The following is a 17,434-nucleotide window of genomic DNA, read 5'->3' as shown; positions in this document are numbered from 1 at the left end:
ACCCTCCAAATGACTAGAATGATGACGATCACTTATCCTACGTCATCCTCTTCAAGGAAGTTTCACCTAGTTAGGTAGTTTTTGTAAGTCAGCTTGGAACCAGTCTTCAACGAAGAAGCGTTCCGTCTCCGTCTCGATTTGATATGAATACAACACTTCGAAGTCTCCTTCCGTCAACATCGGTAATGTCAATTCGCGGACGAGTTGGCGTAATTCTTCCGTCAGCTCAGCTTCGTAGCGGATGAATCCATCTTCCCGATGCTCGACTTCCGTCAAGTACGGAAGCAGGATATGCTTGCCGAATGATTGTGGATCATCGATCACTTCCGCTGTCACACCAAACAGTTCTTCTGCTTCTTCGACCAGTCCTTCTGCCGACTGTACCTCGATATGATCCGGAAACCAGACCGTCAAGCGGCGCCCTTCCTGTAACAGTCGTTCAAAGACAGGACGAAATGATTGATTTTGAATCAGTTCGTATTGCATCAGTCTTCCCCTTTCGTGAATTCGAATTTTAATTGATCGCGCTCGAGATAAAGCATCGCCTTAAACTGGCGCGCATTCTTTTTCATCTCGAGTGGCTTTGTTTTTTGACCTGCGAGTACTTTTTTGACTTCCGTTTGTGTCAATTTGGCACCAAGGATCGTTTTCGGTAACGTAAAGCCACAGTTGTTCTTCTGATAGCCGCTGCAGCCATAAAACTTCCCACGATCAAGCACCGCTGATTGACACAGTGGGCACGGACCGACCGGACGATTCGTTGCACCCCGCGGAGACTTACTCTTGACTTGCGTCGGATCAACAGCGAGTTGTTCGATCCGTTGTTTGGCATCGACGACGAGATGCTCTGATAATTTTTTCGCCTGTTCAATGAACTGGGCAGCAGATGCTTCTCCTTTGCCGATTTGCTCGAGACGGCTTTCCCACTTCGCTGTCATCTCTGGTGAAGCAAGAATACTTCCCGTCACGGCATCGATCAAGATTCGACCTTTTGGCGTCGGATGAATCTCTTTTTTGACAAGTTTAATGTACTCGCGTCGTTTTAGTCCGTCGATGATCCCGGCACGGGTTGCTTCCGTCCCGAGTCCCTCGACTTCCTTCATGATCGCTTGTAGCTCATCTTCGAGTAATTTGCCAGCTGTTTTCATGCCGAGGATGAGTGTCCCTTCCGTATAGCGTTTCGGCGGCTCCGTTTGTTTCTCAAGCAGACGACAGCCTTTGATCGGCATCTCTTGTCCTTGTTCGACGGCTGGTAATTCGACTTCCTTTGACTCGATTTGTAAGACCTGTTTAAAGCCCGGATCAATCGTCCGACTGCCGCGTGTCAAAAAACGGTCCATCTCACGCGTCGTCACGATTTCCGTTTTCTCCGAGACAGCGTCCGGTGCAAAGGCAGCAAGGAAACGGCGAACGATTAAATCGTAGACTTGCGCATCTCGTCCAGAGAGCTTCGCGACGGCACCCGCCTCTTCTGTTGGAATGATCGCATAGTGGTCGCTGACCTTTGCCGGATTGACGTAGCGTTTATCGTTAGCTGGATTGTTCGTCAGGACATCCTTGATTGGGCTATATTCCGCTTGCTTCAATAACCGATCAAGAATGACCGGGAACTGTCCCGCCTCCTCTTTCGTCACGAAGGAAGAGTCCGTTCGTGGATAACTGATCCAACCACGGATATAGAGTTTTTGCGCGATATCGAGCGTCTCTTTTGCACCGAGACCAAACCGTCGGCTCGCTTCTGTTTGTAAGAGCGATAAACTGAACCAAAACGGTGGACGTTCCGTCTGACGTTTTTTCTCGATCGATGCGACGACTCCGGTTCCTTTCGTCCGATCCACGATCGCTTGTGCCTGTTCCCGGTCACTCAGCTTCGTCTGTTTCTTCGCATTGATGTATTTTCCTTTGTATCGCGTAAAATCCGCCTCGACTTCGTAGTACGTCTCCGGTCGGAAGTTCTCGATCTGTTTTTCCCGTTCGACAATCAGTGCGAGCGTCGGTGTCTGGACCCGTCCGAGGGAAAAGACGTCGGCGATGCCCTTCTTCTTCAGTAACGTCGTATACGCACGGGACGCATTCATCCCGATCAACCAATCGGCGCAAGCGCGACTCATCGCCTCATGAAAAATGTTCTCCGTTTCCTTACCATCGAGCAGGTTCGCAAACCCATGATCAACCGCTTGAGGCGTCAGACTCGAAATCCAGAGTCGTTGCAGTGGTTTCGCGTTGTTCGCGAGACGTAAGATCAATCGGACGATTGCCTCTCCCTCTCGCTCGGCATCCGATGCTATAATGATGGAAGTCGTCGTCCGCTCATTCAATAATTTCTTGATGACTTGGTACGGTTTACTCTTGCCTTTTGCCAGTCGGTAATCAAATCGTTCCGGGATGATCGGCAGATGATCGTAGTTCCATCGTTTCCATTTGGCGTCATAATGCGCCGGCTCCTGCAGTTCACATAAGTGTCCGACCGCATAGGCGAGTTTTGCTCCTTGCGGAAACCGGTCACACGGCTTGATTTCAATGTAGCCGTCCCGCTTCACGGACGGATACGGTGCTGCCAGTTTTTCAGCTTGTTTTGGTTTTTCAGCAATGATCAATTGCACACGCTTCACCCTCATTTCCTTACTTCAGACATGTGGAGGTACCCATGCCCTATTTTACGTTATTCATGGCTTTATTCTTTATTTCAACATCGGCAATCTTCGTCAAGTGGGCGGAGACCCCGATCGAGGCTGTCGCCTTTTACCGCATGTTGTTCTCGACCTTGTTGTTGCTCCCGCTCATTCGATTGAAGGAACTTTTGCAACTCAGTTCGTCAACGATCCGGCATATGCTATTAAGTGGCATTTTGCTCGCCGGGCATTTTTGGCTGTGGTTCCTCTCTCTTGATTATACGACAGTTGCGAGCTCGACGCTCTTCGTGACCGCGAGTCCGATTTTTGTCCTGGCCGGTAACGCATTATTCTTCAAACAACACCCGTCGCGCAAGGCACTCCTGTTCGTTGCTGTCGCCTTGTTCGGTGGCGGTCTCGTCGCTTACGGAGATATCGCCGTCGGTATGCGCGCCTTGATCGGGGACGGTCTTGCTTTGCTCGCAACGATTTTAGTCGCTGGTTACTGGTTGCTCGGTCAACACGTCCGCACAAGCGTTTCGACGAATCTCTATTCGTTCGGTGTCTACGCTGTCGCGTCGCTCGTCTTGCTTTTGTTATCGTTGATTCAATCAACGAATCTCGTTGCTGCGTTCCAACAAGATTGGTGGCTGTATATTCTTCTTGCCGTCTTCCCGACGTTACTCGGTCACAATTTATTCAACTGGGCGCTCGCTCGTGTCAGTGCCAGCATCGTCAGCATCACGATCCTTGGCGAAGCGGTTTGGGGGATGATCTTCGGATACTATCTGTTCGATGAGAAGCTGACATGGATTCAAATCACCGGTGCCGCTTTACTATTGATCGGAATCGGATTGTTCCTCCGACGCAACGAACGCGATATTCGCGAACAAATCGCCCAGCGTGAGAGTGCCACTAGTCAATCTTCTTAATGACAAGAGGCTGGGACATAACTCAGTTTCACAAACAAAAGGCCCTCGAAACGACTATACGTTTCGAGGGCCTTGTTCTATGAAAAAAAACCGATTCTGAATAAACAAATAAGGACAACCTCTGATAAAGTTAAAGTGATCAAACCATAACCATCGGAGGTGCCCTTATGTTTAAAGATTATAACATGAACCAGCTGGTTCTGCCCTTAGATTTAGAAGTTCGTCTTCAAGAAAATGATATTGCGTTCGCTGTCCACCATCTCGTCGAATCCATTCCAGACGATGTGTTCGAGCCTTTCATGCGCACGACAGGATGCCCGGCTTACCATCCACGCATGATGATGAAAATTATCTTATGTGCCTACACACAATCGGTCTTCTCCGGTCGGAAGATTGAAGGATTACTATCCGATAGTCTGCGGATGATGTGGCTAGCACAAGGGAATGCGCCGAGCTATCGTACCATCAACCGTTTTCGAGTGCATCCCGCAGTCACTCCGATATTGAAGCAAGCCTTCGTTACCTTCCGTTGCCATCTCGTCGAGATGGGAGAAATCAATGAAGAAGCCATCTTTATCGATGGTACAAAGTTAGAGGCGAATGCGAACCGATATACCTTTGTTTGGCGGAAATCGATTGAACGTCATAGTGCGTCTCTCGTGGACAAATCGAATCGTATCTATGACAACCTCGTCGAACAAGACATCCTACCGGAAATTGAACGAGAAAACCCGGACGAGCTTACTCTCTCAGAACTCGAACACATGGGTGAAGCTGTAGACGCACATATCGCTTCCATCAACCAAAAAATCGAGGCGAGTACGGACACCCAAGAAAGAAAACGTCTGCGTTCTGAACGGAAGGAACCACGTCTCCTTCGAAAGGAAATTACAGATTTCATCGAGCGGAAACAGAGATACGCCCTTCAAAAGAGGACGCTCGCTGGACGGAACAGCTATTCGAAAACGGACACGGACGCGACGTTCATGCGAATGAAAGAAGATCATATGCAAAATGGACAACTCAAACCAGGCTATAACGTTCAAATCGCGACCGAAGGACAATACACACTCGCTTATGATATTTATCCGAATCCGACGGATGCCCGGACGTTACTCCCCTTTTTAGATGAGGTCAGCTCATATTTACCACTACCACCGCATATCGTTGCGGATGCCGGCTATGGGAGTCAGGAGAATTATCAGGATATTCTGATGCGCCGTGGGCGCATTCCACTCATCCCTTACACGATGTTCGAAAAAGAAAAGTCGCGAAAATGGCGCAACGATCCCTTTAACACAGCGAACTGGTCTTACGATGAAACGGCGGATCGGTTTGTGTGCCCGAATGGACAGGACGTAACGTTCCGTTACATGTCCAAGAGAACAGATCGTTACGGATTCACGCGTGATTTCAAGGTGTATGAAAGTGAAGGGTGTGATGGCTGCCCGTTCCGCTCCCGTTGTACAAAGGCCGAAGAAGGGCGTCACCGACAGGTACACATAAACACTTCATGGGAAGAACAAAAAGAACAGATGAAAAAATGGCTTTCAGATCAAAAAACAGGATCCCTCTATGCGAAACGGAAGATAGACGTGGAACCAGTTTTTGGATATCTGAAGGCTAATTTGAGTTTCACTCGCTTTTCTGTGCGAGGAAAAGCGAAGGTGAAGCGTGAGCTCGGCTTCATCCTCATGGCCGTAAATTTGAGGAAATGGCTCATCCAAAGCGTTGCCCGAAGGGCAGCTTGACGAGAGACAATGAAAAAAGAAGGAATTGCACATCCTCAGTGATGGCAATTCCTTCTTTTCGTTAAATTCAGCTAGTTATGTCCCAGCCTCTTTCATTACGATCGTGGATCGTCAGGTCGAACTTTCGGTAAACGCCATGTCATCGCGAATGCGAGAATCGCACAAAGAACGCCACCGATGAAGACGTAACGTAATCCATGTGATAACGCGATTTCTGCCGCATACTGCACGTCCTGTCCGAACGTTTTTGCCGTACTCGATTGGAAGAATGGATCAATCGCGTACCCTGACAGCGTGTCTGACGCTGCAAATGAACGAAGGATCGATAGGTTGAAGATCGTACCGAAAATCGCAACACCGAGCGTCTGCCCCGTCGTACTCAAGAACGAGTTGACGGCCGTCGCTGAGCCACGAAGTGACCAATCGACGGAAGTCTGCAAGACGACCATAAAGACGGGTTGTGAGAGACCAAAACCAATTCCGATCAGCGAAACGGCAAGATAGATGAAAACATCACTTGATTCGCGCGTGATCAACGATAAAATCACTGTACCGACGATCAGCAGTCCCATTCCGGTCATCGTCCGGTACCGGGGTGAAGCCACACCAATCGTCCGTCCACCGATGATGGCGGTCAGCGTCCAAAAAAGCGACAGTGGCATCAACATGAAACCAGCTTCGGTCGGACTCTTACCGAGTACCCCTTGGGCGAAAATCGGAATATACGCTGACATCGAGACGAGCACCCATGCGGAAAAGAAGACCGCTAAGTTGATCACGAGAATGACCGGATGGCGAATGACTGCTGGCGGTAAGAGTGGATCGCTCGCCTTTTTCTCGACCCGGTAAAATGTGAACAATAACACGAAACTAATGAAAAAGCTCGCTAGAATGATCGGACGCAAGAACGTCTCCGACTCACTCCCCGACAATAAGCCGTACAGAAACGCACTCATCCCGAGCGCAAACAACAAGGCACCCCGGTAATCAATTTTCCGCTCTGTTTCACGGACCGTCTCTTTGTAGTAAACGACGATCATGAAGAACGACAATAACGCAAACGGTACGTTTAGTAAGAAAATATACCGCCACGATAGCGATTCAACGAGGAATCCACCGACGAGTGGTCCAGCGACACCCGAGATGCCCCAAACCGCGCTCAGCACCCCTTGAATCTTACCTCGTTCCTCATATGTATACAAATCACCGATGATCGTCATCGCAATCGGCAATACGGCTCCTGCCCCGATGCCTTGGACGGCGCGAAAGACGATCAACATCTCCATCGATTGAGCAAGTCCACAGGCTAGTGACGCGACGGTGAAGACACCAATCCCGAATAACAGGACCCGTTTTCGCCCATATAAATCTGCCATCTTTCCGTAAATCGGCGTCGAGACCGCCATGAACAATAAGAACCCGGCAAAGATCCAACTGACTAATTTCGCCCCGTTCAGTTCACTCGCCATGACAGGCGTAGCTGTTGCGACGATCGTCCCCTCGATCGCAGCTAAAAACGTCGCGAGCAACAAGGCGACGGTTACTTTTTTCCTCATTTGTTCCACTTCCCCTCTACTGTTCTATCATACTGGTTGGACCAATGATAAGAAAAGTAAATGCTTACGAAACAGGATTCGCGGGAACGGTATGGAATGGTATACACTAGACTCAGATTCACGATTTCGAATGGAGGAATGTCCTATGTTACGAAAAACAGCACTGATTACCGGTGCATCGGGTGGAATCGGACTCGATCTCGCTGTCCTTGCAGCGCGAGATGGCTTCGATTGTGTCCTCGTTGCCCGCAATGAAAAGAAATTGAAGGAGCTTCAACAGGTCCTTGAAAAACGCTATCAGATCAAAGTGTATGTTTTTGCTGCCGATCTCTCGCTGAGCGACAGCGTCGATCGCCTTGTGCAGTACTTAGAGGAGCAGGAGTTGACAGTTGATCTGCTGTTCAATAACGCCGGCTTCGCCACGTCGGGACGCTTTGCGGAAATTGATCCAACAGAAGACATCAACTCAATCCAGGTCAACGTCGTCGCCTTGACGGATTTGACGAAGCGTCTTTTACCAGGAATGGTTGAACGTGGCTTTGGACGCATCCTGAATGTCGCGTCGGTCGCTGCCTTCATGCCAGGACCATACATGAGTGTCTACTACGCGACGAAAGCCTATGTTCTGTCGTTCTCGGAAGCACTTGCGACAGAAGTCGACGGCTCGGGTGTCAGTGTGACTTGTCTCTGCCCGGGACCAACTGATACGAACTTCTTCGACCGGGCGAACATCACGCTACCGTTTAAGAGTATGCCGTCACACCTCGTCGCCTTCGCTGGATATCGCGGTATGCTCAAAGGGCGTCGCGTCGTTGTTCCAGGTGCGAGCAACCGCGCCATGGTTTCCTTGTCCCGTCTCTTGCCACGCCGTCTCCTGACAGAAGTGACAGGTCGAATCCAAGATCCTGCTCGCCAGCAAGAATCGTCGACAGAAGAAGAACTCCTGTACGCGAATTCATGAAAAAAACGGAAGGACCAGATAGCTGGTTCTTCCGTTTTTGTATTTATGCCTCGTGATGACGAAAACGCCGCGTTGCATAACGTTTGAAGCGATCAAAGGTCGTCGTATAGCGATACAGATAACGAATGACGAGCGCACCCGTGATCGAGACGATGTAGCCCGTCGATAAGACGAGTAACCAGGAGACAATCGCGAGGAACCATGAACTCTCGAACCGTAAATGTTGCCAAAGTAATCCTTCTGATGAGGTAATGAGCATGGCGCTTGGGAAGATGGCGGCAGCAAGTAAGTAACAAGCAGCGTAACGTCCTCTAATCGTACCTTTCATCAACAGAATACTGCCAAACACTAAGCCGACACTCGAGACGATGAGCAACATGACGACATAAGCAAGCGAAATCGACGATCCCAGCATATGCCTTCCCTCCTGTTCGGTATGTTACTATTCTGTACCCCTCTTTTCATCGAATGAATGCATAATTCGTAAAAAAATCGGAAACAATATCCAAATGAAGATCGCGTTACTGAATCCGTGAAGCATATCAAACGTTCCTCCGGCTACAAGCAGTGTCAAAAAAGCTTGCCACGAGAATCCGGTCAATACCAAGAACCCAAGATTGCTCACCCATCCGTATAAGAAACCAGCGAGAAATCCATATCCAGTCAATACGATCCGGTAACGAAGAAACGGAACGAATCCTAGACTGGCAATCGTTGCATACGCCAGCGCTTGAAAGAGGACGAACGGACCGCTTCCGAGAAACAAGCTCGTTAACACGACGACAAGCATCCCAGAAATGGCACCGACGATCGGATGGATGAAGACGGCTACTAATAAGATGAGTGCCGTTGCCGGCTGGACGTTCGGCAAACTGGAGAACAACAATCGTCCGACGATTGCCGCTGCCGTGATGATAGCGATGAACCGTAATCGTTGATCCGTCATCGGTAGTTTTTCGAAGATGATCAAGAACAGACCCATAATCAGAATCGTTGCGACGATCATACGAACAACCGGCTTTCACGTAAAAATTGCTCCGTTGGTCCGTCAAACGCTACTTCTCCGTGCACGAGATAGATGATGCGCTGTGCTGCTCGAATCAGAGCTGAATCATGCGTCGCCATGACAATGAGCGTTGTCGGGTTCGTATTCCACGAATTGATGAAAGTCGTTCGATCCATGTCATCGAGACCCGCTGTCGGCTCATCAAAGTAATAGCTGTCTTTACTCCAATCGATACCGTCCAAGAGACGTTTTTTTTGTGTCGTAAAACTACCGCTTCGATCGTCTAATGGCGCAAGCATCGGATGCGCTGGTACATAATGCGTCTCCCCCGAGCGCCGGACTTTTCCGTACAGCGGTCGCTCGACACCGAGCGCGAGTCGTAGTAACGTCGATTTCCCACTACCATTCGCACCAATGATCGCAATGCGTTCACCTTGATGAAACGACAATTTTTCTGTTGCGAGTGCATAGCGTGTCTGTAACGGATAACGGTGTTGGACGTTTTCGATCCGATTCAGGGTACGACCTGTCAATTCAGTAGCGCGACTCGTAATTGACAAGTCGGATTGTATCGTCATCGAGCAATGAATCTGACAACCAAACCGTCGTTCGATTTCTTCAAGCAATCCCATCAATCGCTTTCGCCTGACATGATCAAGAAAGAGAAACGGTTCCGACAAGAACAGGGTCTTTGGTGACGAAGACAACGCATGACCGAGTCCGACGAGCTGTTGTTCTCCGGATGAGAGTTCACTCGACTCCGCTTCAAAAAAAGCTTCTAGTCCAAGCAAGGTCGCGAGTTCTCCTGCCCGAAACAAGGAACCCGTCGCCAGAAGATCTCGGACACGTCCATGTAGTAAGCGCTCCGGTGTCAAGACGGGTTGTTCATGTTCGCTCGCCTGTTGACGTAGTCGCTCTTCGCGATTTGTGTCGATATACATGATAGGCATCCCGGATTCCTCCTTTTGTAAATAATAGCACTATAGGCAAAATCAGCGCCGGAATGATCGCCCATGGTGTCAGACAAAGAGCCAGTCCTGCCGCAAGCAATAAGCCTGTCTGAACATCACGTCGCATGATCGGTCTTAAGCGAGACGGCACCGCTTCGATCGGTACGATATGATAGGCGGCCATCCGCTCCAGTCGAACAGCAAGCGACGCTTTCGGATGACTCATCTTGACTTCCGGCCAAGTCCGTAAGAAAGACGGAATCAGCGCCAACACCATCCCCGTCAATCGTGTCAGTCGAGGTAAGAAACGAAACAACGGTCCCATCTGATCGAGTCGAACCAATGTAAAAATCCATTGACTCGACGTGATGAATAACGTCACTTGGACCGTCGTTTCATAGATTGCCACCGTGTCGATACTTGCACCATAAAGAAGCGGGACGCACATCATGACCGCATAAAGAGCCGGGAGAACTAAATAGCGAAACACTGTCCGTTCTTGAACGAATAAAAACAAGAGCAGATGATAGACGACGATCACGGATTGATCATGTGTGAGGACGAACGGGATCGTAATCATCCCGATGAAAAAGAGAGCGACGTTCACTGGGTGAAGTCGCTCCCGTTCTGGTTTACTCAAAATAAGCCATTGCATCTTTTTCAAATCGCCATTCGAGACGATCTCCTTTTTTCAGTTCGTAACTTCCAGCACCGACTTCGCCTGGTTTGCCGTTGACCCCGAAGACCCAGCCACTACCTGCTCCAGCTGATTTCTCTCGAATCCCATCGACTGCAGTGACATATGCCATCTCACCTTTACCTGTTTTGACGACATCGAGCGTCGTATCTTCAAGTGCATCCAGTGCTGTATCGTTTTCGTTCAAGCATACGTCTTTATCAAACAACGTCTTATCCTTGACGTGATCCACGACCGATACCTTAATTTCCGCCTCACAAGACGCTGTTTGTTGTTCCTCTTTTGCTTCCGCGCAACCGGCAAGTAACACGATACTTGCGGCAAATAACCATTTTTTCATCGTACGACTCCTTTTCGCCTTGATGTCTCAAAGCTGTAATTATATAACAGAATAGTTTTATTGCGTAAGGATTGACCGTCAGAACGGTAATAGGTCAGACGGACCGCATTCGCTAAGACATCGTCCCCTGTATTGACGTACGGAATCAGTTTTCCTTCGTCATCAATCAAGAAGACCGTTGCATCCTGCAGACTAAACGTTTCATAGAGCCCATCGAGATCCATCTCGACATAGGGTGTTTTGGAATCATGTAAAATCTCATGAATCGAAAGCTTTCGCAACGTCTCAAACGATTGATTCGCATCAATCAGTTTCTGGTAATACGACGTCAACGATTTTGTCGTCAACTCTTCACGCGGTCGATAGGAAATCGTTCCCGTCAACTCCTGGTAACTGACATCGTAACGAATGAAGCGTTTCGGTGTTTCGACGAGCATCTCAAACGAGGCGTTCCGGAGATTCCCGCCCCGATCGAACATCAACCGACTTTGTTCCATCCGCAGCCCGTCTTCTCCGACACGGCGTTCGATTTGATTAAGAAAGCTATCAAACGAGTCATCTGTGATGGCCACGCGACCAATCTGTTGGGTTTCTTCCCGCAACGTTCCGGCATCAAACGGTCCAAGGAAAAGTTGGAACAGGAAGAACAGGAATCCGAATAATGCCATGTACCGTTTGTAACGCGAATTCTTTTTTGGATGCAATACGATCAAGAAGATGATGATGCCGAGTGGTAATTGAATATCATAGACCGGAAACGACACGGCCCCGAGACACGCATAAAAAATGAATTTCATGTACAAGTATGTTTCTTTTTCGGTCCGACGTTCGAGCAAAAATCCTAAACCACTAGCGGCCAATAAAAAGAGTGCCCAAAGAATAAGAAAGTCCATCGGTTATCCTTTCACCGGAACAATCCGGTGATCAAACATCAAATGACTGTTCGCGAACACTTCTCGTGCTTCTTGTTCCAGTACTTCTTCTTGCTCGACATAACGCGCGGATACGTGCGTCAAGAGAAGCTTTTTCGCCTGAGCCGTATCAGCGATGACAGCTGCCTGACGGGCAGTCGAGTGACCGAAGCGTCCCGCATGTTCGACTTCTCGATCTGCAAACGTCGCTTCATGGACTAATACATCGACGTCACGCGCAAGATCGATTGATGCCGCACACGGCATCGTATCACCAAGAACCGCAAGTTTGACACCTGGTTTCGGTGCTTCTAAAAAATCGGACGACGTATAGACCGTGCCATCGAACTCGAACGTTTCTTCCTGTGTGATCCGGCGATAGAGCGGACCAGACGGCACGCCTAACGTTTGCAAGGCATCGACACGTAATGCACCACGCTCTTCTGGTCCTTCAAGTCGGTACCCGAACGCCGGGAAGCGGTGTTCAAGTGACCGCACTGTCACGCGGAAACCATTTTGTTCATACGTTTGACCGTCCTCGACTTCGACGATTCGGAGCGGATATCGCAAATACGTCCCTGTGATCCGTAACGTCGCGTCCATCCATTCCTTAATCCCGGTCGGTCCATAGATCGTTAGTGGCGTCGTTCCCTCTAAGGCAGCTCTTGTACTAATGAATCCTGGTAAACCAAAGATATGATCCCCGTGTAAATGGGTAATGAAGATTGCGTTGACTTTCCGTGGTTTGATCGGACTGTGTAAGATTTGATGTTGTGTCGCTTCTCCACAATCGAACAACCAGGTCATTTTGGGGTGTAACAAGGCAATCGATGTGACGTTCCGTTGTTTCGACGGCATACCGGCCCCTGTCCCTAAAAAATAAAATTCCATCTTTTTCCCCTTTTCGTAAAATTAGCATTTTTTATACACAAAATACACCTTTCGTCTGTTGAAGCATGGTAAACTGTACCTATTCAGATTTGGAAGGTGGTTTTTTCCATGACTAAGATTGAACGGACCTATGCCCGCATCGTCCGGGAAGCCCGCAAACTGAACGAGAGTTATCGGCAAAAATACGGAAAGTCGATTCAAATCGATGAAATCGCTTCGACCTTATTATGTACAGAAGAACTCGTTCTAGAGTCTATGGAATATGTGGATCGTCCTCAAGTAGTTTAATCGTACAATGATAAAGAGTGTACCGCAATGTTGCGGTACACTCTTTTTTGTGTTTCATCAGCTTATTTGTTCGTGATGTAATCAACTAACGTCACGCAAAGTTCCGCTGTTTTGACGAGTTCTTCGATTGGCATCTTTTCATTCGTCGTGTGGATATCTTCATATCCGACAGCCAAGTTGACCGTTGGGATACCAAAACCAGCAATGACATTGGCATCTGATCCGCCACCAGAATGTAAGAGGCGTGGCGTGCGTCCGAGTTGTGTGATCGCTGCTTTCGCGACTTCGACGACTTGATCTCCATCTTCGAACTTAAAGCCCGGGTACATGACCTTGACTTCAACTTCAGCACGACCACCAAGTTCTGCTGCTGCTTCTTCGAACGCCGCTTTCATTTTCTCTGTCTGTGCTTCCATCTTCGGAGCGACGAGTGACCGTGCTTCCGCGAAGATTTCGACATAATCACAAACGATGTTCGTTGATGGACCACCACCGCTGAACCGTCCGATGTTCGCTGTCGTCTCTTCATCAATCCGACCGAGCGGCATCTTCGCGATCGCTTTCGACGCAATCGTAATCGCCGAGACACCTTTTTCCGGTGCGACACCAGCATGCGCTGTTTTCCCGAAAATCTTCGCATTGACTTTTGCTTGCGTTGGAGCAGCCGTAATGATGTCTCCGACTTTTCCATCTGAATCAAGTGCAAAACCATAATCGGCATCGATTTTGGATGGATCAAGAACCATCGCACCGACGAGCCCAGATTCTTCACCGACTGTGATGACGAACTGAATTTTCCCGTGAGGTTGTTTCGTTTCATTTAATACATGCACGAGTTCGATCAGAGATGCGAGACCTGTTTTATCATCTGCCCCAAGAATCGTTGTGCCGTCCGTCTTGACGTAACCGTCCTCGATGATTGGTTTAATGCCTTGACCCGGGAATACCGTATCCATATGGGAAGTGAAATAAATTTTATCGACGCCTTCTTTTGTTGCTGGAAGCGTGACGATTAAATTGTTTCCTTTATGTTCCGTCTTGGACGAAGCGTCATCCTCGAACACTTCACATCCGAGATCCTCGAACGTTTTTTTCAAGTGAGCACAAATGCGTGCCTCCTCTTTTGATTCCGAATCGATCTGGACAAGTTCTAAAAACGTATCTAATACACGTTGTTCATTGACCATGACAAAACCCTCCTCTTATTATGTTTCAATCCACTAGCGCTTTTTTAGTATACCATCCCCATCGTCATTTGCACTTCTGAAAGGTTGTTTGTACAATGGCAGTAATCAGTCGATACGAGAGAGGAGTCAATGACGATATGGCAAAACCATCGAAACAACAACGCATCATCAAATGGACGACGATCGGGATCTTAGCAATCTTCCTGATCGGTACGTTTGCCTCGACGATGTTTTATTTCTTTTGATTGACGTAGCGTTGTTTTAAACGTAAATATTGCTCCGCTTCTTGTAGCATGTGTAGTAAGGCAGAGCGGACCTCGAATTCTTCCCGCGTGACGGGTAAGGCAGAGGCACGGAAACGTGTCAATAACGCCTCTAGTTCTGAAATGTACACCATTGCGTCGGCTTCAGGTCGGACATTGTCACCAATCGTCCGAAAGAAGTCGGCGACTTTTTTTCCTTCTTCGACGACGAGGACCAGTTCCTCGGCATGATGGACGATACCGCGCAGTAACTCGAATTGTTGTTCGCGCATCCGGAAGTAGGCATAATCCTCATCATCGTTCCGACGACCGATCGCGTTTCCCATCCGTTTTAAGGCGGCATCCTTCCCTTCACGTAACAGTCGTTCTGTCTCGTCAAGCGTCAACGCATGATGATTGACCCGCCCTGTCTCGATCGCAGCGGCGACTTCGAAGAATAAGGCAGCGATCCGTTGATCAATCTTTTCTCGGCGGTCGTCAATCAACAAATCGAGACTTGGCATGTACATGTTGACAAGCAATCCGACACCAACACCAATGCCAAGCAATAAGGATTCATTTAACAGGATGTGCGCGTTGAGCTGACGTTCCGTATACAAATGTGTCAGAATGACGACACTCGTGATGAAACCGTCCTGAAGTCGGAGGCGTTGAACGGATGGAAGGAATAAAATGAAATAGATCAATAATGTCACCGGACGATAGCCGATGACCTCGAATAGAATAAATCCGAGCACGATGGCAAGTAATGATGCGATGATGCGTTCGTAAGAAGACCGAAACGTCTTCTTTCGTGTCGACTGGATGCTCAAGATGGCGATGATGGCAGCGAAGACGTAATAATCGAGCTTGAGCTGTTCTGCGATCCACATCGCGAGCGCAGCAGCGACCGCTGTCTTCAGCGTGCGATAACCGATTTGCAACATGTTCACCCCCTTTTGTTTTTCTTTGTTAGACTACCTACGTTGGACACGAATGTCCATTGCTTTTTAAAGGACGTGATTTACTTTGACGACACGCACTATCCGCCCCGGTCGCCCCGTGCGCCGGACCGGTTCGATAAAAGGATTGCTTTTTTTCTTCCTCATCGGAGTTCTCTTGTTCTTTTGGCTCCGCGAGGAACCGAAGACCGTCTTAACCCCACCAGCGCCTTATTCAGCTGAGCGCTATGAAAAAGGCAAAATCATGGAACAAGAGTTCCAGACGTTCACCGAAGCGAAGGAGTACGCGGGACAGCGCGGCGCGGTGAAACGTTCATCGGACGACCGCTACGTCTACCTCGGTGGACCAGGTACTGGGATCGTCGACGATCGTGGTATTCTATCGATTCATCGTGACCCTGAGTTAAAGAAACGGCTCACTTACGTCGCTTCCGGCACACGTGTCCAGTTGCTTGAGTTCGGTGAACAGACGAGTCGTGTCAGCATCGCCGGCGTGACGGGGCATGTCCCAACGGACCGCTTACGTCCGTTCCCGGCAGAACGTGTCTCGAATGCATCGTATTATCAGACGAAGGGCGATCGACTCCTTCACTACATCGTCGCGGACAGCGGACTTGGTGGGCTGATTGTTGCCGGCGAAGCGACGAAAACGACGCCTCGGACGAGCAAATATGTCGAATCGAAGACATTAACGCGTGATTTGACGAAACCGACGCGTCTCAGTGCCAAACAACTCGATGCGTTCATCAAGGAGCAAGCACCGGACAGCCCCTTGATCGGTAAAGGGAAAGTCTTTAAGTCCGTTGAAAAGAAATACCGTGTCAACGCTGCCTATCTGCTTGCACATGCGATTCACGAATCGGATTATGGACGGTCTGAGATTGCTCGCGAGAAAAATAACTTGTTCGGCGTCAATGCGACCGATTCCGCACCGGGAGAAGATGCGACCGTCTATAAATCCTTGACGGACTCGATCGAGCAGACCGGTCGATTCATCGCAAAGGATTATCTCGATCGGGATGGACGTTATTTCCGCGGGGCGTACCTTGGGAACAAACAAAAAGGCATGAACGTCTTTTACGCGTCAGACCCTTTCTGGAGTGAAAAAATCGCTGGTATCATGGTGAAAATGAACGCTTTCTAAATCCGAGATATGATACACTATAGGGCGAGACAACAATCATTGAGGAGTGAACACGTCATGGAAAAAGTTTTAGTATTTGGTCACAAGAATCCTGATACCGATACGATCACATCGGCAATCGCTTATGCAGAATTAAAGAAAGCACTCGGTGTCAATGCCGAAGCCATCCGCCTCGGTGAAATGAATGATGAAACGTTATTCGCACTCGATACGTTCAAAGTTTCAGCACCACGTCTCGTGACAGAAGTCGCGACGGAAGCGTCACACGTCATTTTAGTCGACCACAACGAACGTCAACAAAGTGCGAACGATATCGACGCTGTTACCGTAACAGAAGTCATCGACCATCACCGGATCGCAAACTTCGAGACATCAGACCCTGTTTACTACCGAGCAGAACCGGTCGGCTGTACAGCAACAATCCTGAACAAGCTCTACAAAGAGCATGGTGTTGCCATCAAACCAGAAATCGCTGGGTTGATGTTATCAGCGATCATTTCTGACTCGCTTCTGTTCAAATCGCCGACTTGCACGGAGCAAGATATCATCGCAGCGCGTGAACTCGCAGAAATCGCTGGTGTCGATGCGAACGTCTACGGTCTTGAGATGCTCAAAGCTGGAGCTGATCTCTCGAAAAAATCCGTTCCTGAATTGATCTCACTTGATGCAAAAGAATTCACGATGGGAACACTCAAAGTCGAAATCGCTCAAGTCAACACGGTCGATACAGCAGAAGTCTTGCTTCGCCAAGCAGAACTCGAAACAGCGATCAATGAAGTCATCCTTGCAAAAGGTCTTGATCTATTCGTCTTCATCGTCACGGATATCTTGACGAACAACTCAGTCGGACTCGTCCTCGGGAAAGAAGCAAATCTTGTCGAGCGTGCTTACGGTCTTGAAGCGACGAACAACCTTGTTTACCTCGAAGGTGTCGTATCACGTAAGAAACAAGTCGTTCCTGTCTTAACAGATACAGCTCTTGCAACACAATAAGTCAGAAAAAG

General features: G+C 48.8%; 19 protein-coding genes. 7 read left to right on the top strand and 12 right to left on the bottom strand.

All coding sequences use genetic code 11. The features are described from left to right. Window positions 1-66: 66 nt before the first annotated feature. Together MKY22_RS05295 and MKY22_RS05290 are read right to left on the bottom strand one after the other, a co-directional pair. Complete coding sequence (locus MKY22_RS05295; protein ID WP_047390976.1) at window positions 67-486, bottom strand: hypothetical protein; 420 nt, start codon at window positions 484-486, stop codon at window positions 67-69. Continuing rightward, on the bottom strand, window positions 486-2,603 hold the full coding sequence (locus tag MKY22_RS05290; protein ID WP_290776234.1) for a DNA topoisomerase III: 2,118 nt from the start codon (window positions 2,601-2,603) through the stop codon (window positions 486-488). The genes MKY22_RS05295 and MKY22_RS05290 overlap by 1 nt, the downstream gene beginning before the upstream one ends. 44 nt (window positions 2,604-2,647) lie before the next feature. Here MKY22_RS05290 and MKY22_RS05285 point away from each other — a divergent pair, with 44 nt between their 5' ends. Further along, the gene (locus tag MKY22_RS05285) at window positions 2,648-3,544 is read left to right on the top strand and encodes a DMT family transporter (protein ID WP_290776232.1); all 897 of its coding nucleotides are present in this window, start codon (window positions 2,648-2,650) and stop codon (window positions 3,542-3,544) included. Between the two features lie 167 nt (window positions 3,545-3,711). Beyond that, entirely contained in the window at window positions 3,712-5,295 is a 1,584-nt protein-coding gene (locus MKY22_RS05280) for an IS1182 family transposase (protein ID WP_341085783.1), read from the top strand. A gap of 95 nt (window positions 5,296-5,390) precedes the next feature. Here the strand turns inward: MKY22_RS05280 and MKY22_RS05275 are convergent, their stop codons facing one another. Next, on the bottom strand, window positions 5,391-6,851 hold the full coding sequence (locus MKY22_RS05275; protein ID WP_195865706.1) for an MDR family MFS transporter: 1,461 nt from the start codon (window positions 6,849-6,851) through the stop codon (window positions 5,391-5,393). Window positions 6,852-6,996: 145 nt separating this feature from the next. Between MKY22_RS05275 and MKY22_RS05270 the strand changes: the two genes are divergently transcribed. Continuing rightward, window positions 6,997-7,812 (top strand): SDR family NAD(P)-dependent oxidoreductase, encoded by an 816-nt coding sequence (locus MKY22_RS05270; RefSeq protein ID WP_023467637.1) that lies wholly within the window; start codon window positions 6,997-6,999, stop codon window positions 7,810-7,812. A gap of 43 nt (window positions 7,813-7,855) precedes the next feature. Here the strand turns inward: MKY22_RS05270 and MKY22_RS05265 are convergent, their stop codons facing one another. The 7 genes from MKY22_RS05265 to rnz all read right to left on the bottom strand — a co-directional run bounded on the left by MKY22_RS05265 (window position 7,856) and on the right by rnz (window position 12,607). Next, window positions 7,856-8,227: a hypothetical protein gene (locus MKY22_RS05265; RefSeq protein WP_223041529.1), complete on the bottom strand. Its 372-nt coding sequence runs from the start codon at window positions 8,225-8,227 to the stop codon at window positions 7,856-7,858. Between the two features lie 27 nt (window positions 8,228-8,254). After that, entirely contained in the window at window positions 8,255-8,818 is a 564-nt protein-coding gene (locus MKY22_RS05260) for an ECF transporter S component (protein ID WP_251136703.1), read from the bottom strand. Further along, window positions 8,815-9,768 carry an ATP-binding cassette domain-containing protein gene (locus tag MKY22_RS05255; RefSeq protein ID WP_290776227.1) on the bottom strand — a complete coding sequence of 318 codons (954 nt, stop codon included), beginning with the start codon at window positions 9,766-9,768 and terminating at the stop codon, window positions 8,815-8,817. Before MKY22_RS05255 ends, MKY22_RS05260 begins: the two co-directional genes overlap by 4 nt. After that, window positions 9,704-10,423 (bottom strand): hypothetical protein, encoded by a 720-nt coding sequence (locus MKY22_RS05250; protein ID WP_290776225.1) that lies wholly within the window; start codon window positions 10,421-10,423, stop codon window positions 9,704-9,706. The genes MKY22_RS05255 and MKY22_RS05250 overlap by 65 nt, the downstream gene beginning before the upstream one ends. Further along, window positions 10,401-10,805 carry a DUF4430 domain-containing protein gene (locus MKY22_RS05245; protein WP_290776223.1) on the bottom strand — a complete coding sequence of 135 codons (405 nt, stop codon included), beginning with the start codon at window positions 10,803-10,805 and terminating at the stop codon, window positions 10,401-10,403. Before MKY22_RS05245 ends, MKY22_RS05250 begins: the two co-directional genes overlap by 23 nt. Continuing rightward, window positions 10,802-11,602, bottom strand: coding sequence for a hypothetical protein (locus tag MKY22_RS05240; protein WP_341087205.1), 801 nt, complete (start codon window positions 11,600-11,602; stop codon window positions 10,802-10,804). Before MKY22_RS05240 ends, MKY22_RS05245 begins: the two co-directional genes overlap by 4 nt. 99 nt (window positions 11,603-11,701) lie before the next feature. After that, entirely contained in the window at window positions 11,702-12,607 is a 906-nt protein-coding gene (gene rnz / locus MKY22_RS05235) for a ribonuclease Z (protein ID WP_290776220.1), read from the bottom strand. 108 nt (window positions 12,608-12,715) lie between these two features. Here rnz and MKY22_RS05230 point away from each other — a divergent pair, with 108 nt between their 5' ends. Further along, window positions 12,716-12,895, top strand: a complete 180-nt coding sequence (locus MKY22_RS05230; RefSeq protein WP_023467629.1) for a hypothetical protein — start codon at window positions 12,716-12,718, stop codon at window positions 12,893-12,895. A gap of 62 nt (window positions 12,896-12,957) precedes the next feature. Here MKY22_RS05230 and MKY22_RS05225 read toward each other — a convergent pair whose 3' ends face one another. Then, window positions 12,958-14,082 carry a M20/M25/M40 family metallo-hydrolase gene (locus MKY22_RS05225; protein ID WP_023467628.1) on the bottom strand — a complete coding sequence of 375 codons (1,125 nt, stop codon included), beginning with the start codon at window positions 14,080-14,082 and terminating at the stop codon, window positions 12,958-12,960. A gap of 95 nt (window positions 14,083-14,177) precedes the next feature. Between MKY22_RS05225 and MKY22_RS05220 the strand changes: the two genes are divergently transcribed. Next, complete coding sequence (locus tag MKY22_RS05220) at window positions 14,178-14,327, top strand: hypothetical protein (protein ID WP_156501846.1); 150 nt, start codon at window positions 14,178-14,180, stop codon at window positions 14,325-14,327. Here MKY22_RS05220 and MKY22_RS05215 read toward each other — a convergent pair. Next, the gene (locus MKY22_RS05215) at window positions 14,315-15,271 is read right to left on the bottom strand and encodes an aromatic acid exporter family protein (RefSeq protein WP_290776218.1); all 957 of its coding nucleotides are present in this window, start codon (window positions 15,269-15,271) and stop codon (window positions 14,315-14,317) included. The two genes, MKY22_RS05220 and MKY22_RS05215, sit on opposite strands and share 13 nt — an antisense overlap. Window positions 15,272-15,353: 82 nt before the next feature. On the opposite strand from MKY22_RS05215, the gene MKY22_RS05210 reads away from it, so the two are divergent. Both MKY22_RS05210 and MKY22_RS05205 read left to right on the top strand, forming a co-directional pair. After that, window positions 15,354-16,430 carry an N-acetylglucosaminidase gene (locus MKY22_RS05210; RefSeq protein WP_064300263.1) on the top strand — a complete coding sequence of 359 codons (1,077 nt, stop codon included), beginning with the start codon at window positions 15,354-15,356 and terminating at the stop codon, window positions 16,428-16,430. Window positions 16,431-16,487: 57 nt separating this feature from the next. After that, entirely contained in the window at window positions 16,488-17,423 is a 936-nt protein-coding gene (locus MKY22_RS05205) for a manganese-dependent inorganic pyrophosphatase (RefSeq protein WP_290776216.1), read from the top strand. Window positions 17,424-17,434: the final 11 nt, after the last annotated feature.

The sequence above is a fragment of the Exiguobacterium sp. FSL W8-0210 genome, assembly GCF_038006045.1.
In the GTDB taxonomy this organism is placed as follows: Bacteria; Bacillota; Bacilli; order Exiguobacteriales; family Exiguobacteriaceae; genus Exiguobacterium_A.
The sequence above is the reverse complement of the archived record's forward strand: the minus strand, read 5'-3'. Positions and strand labels throughout refer to the sequence as shown.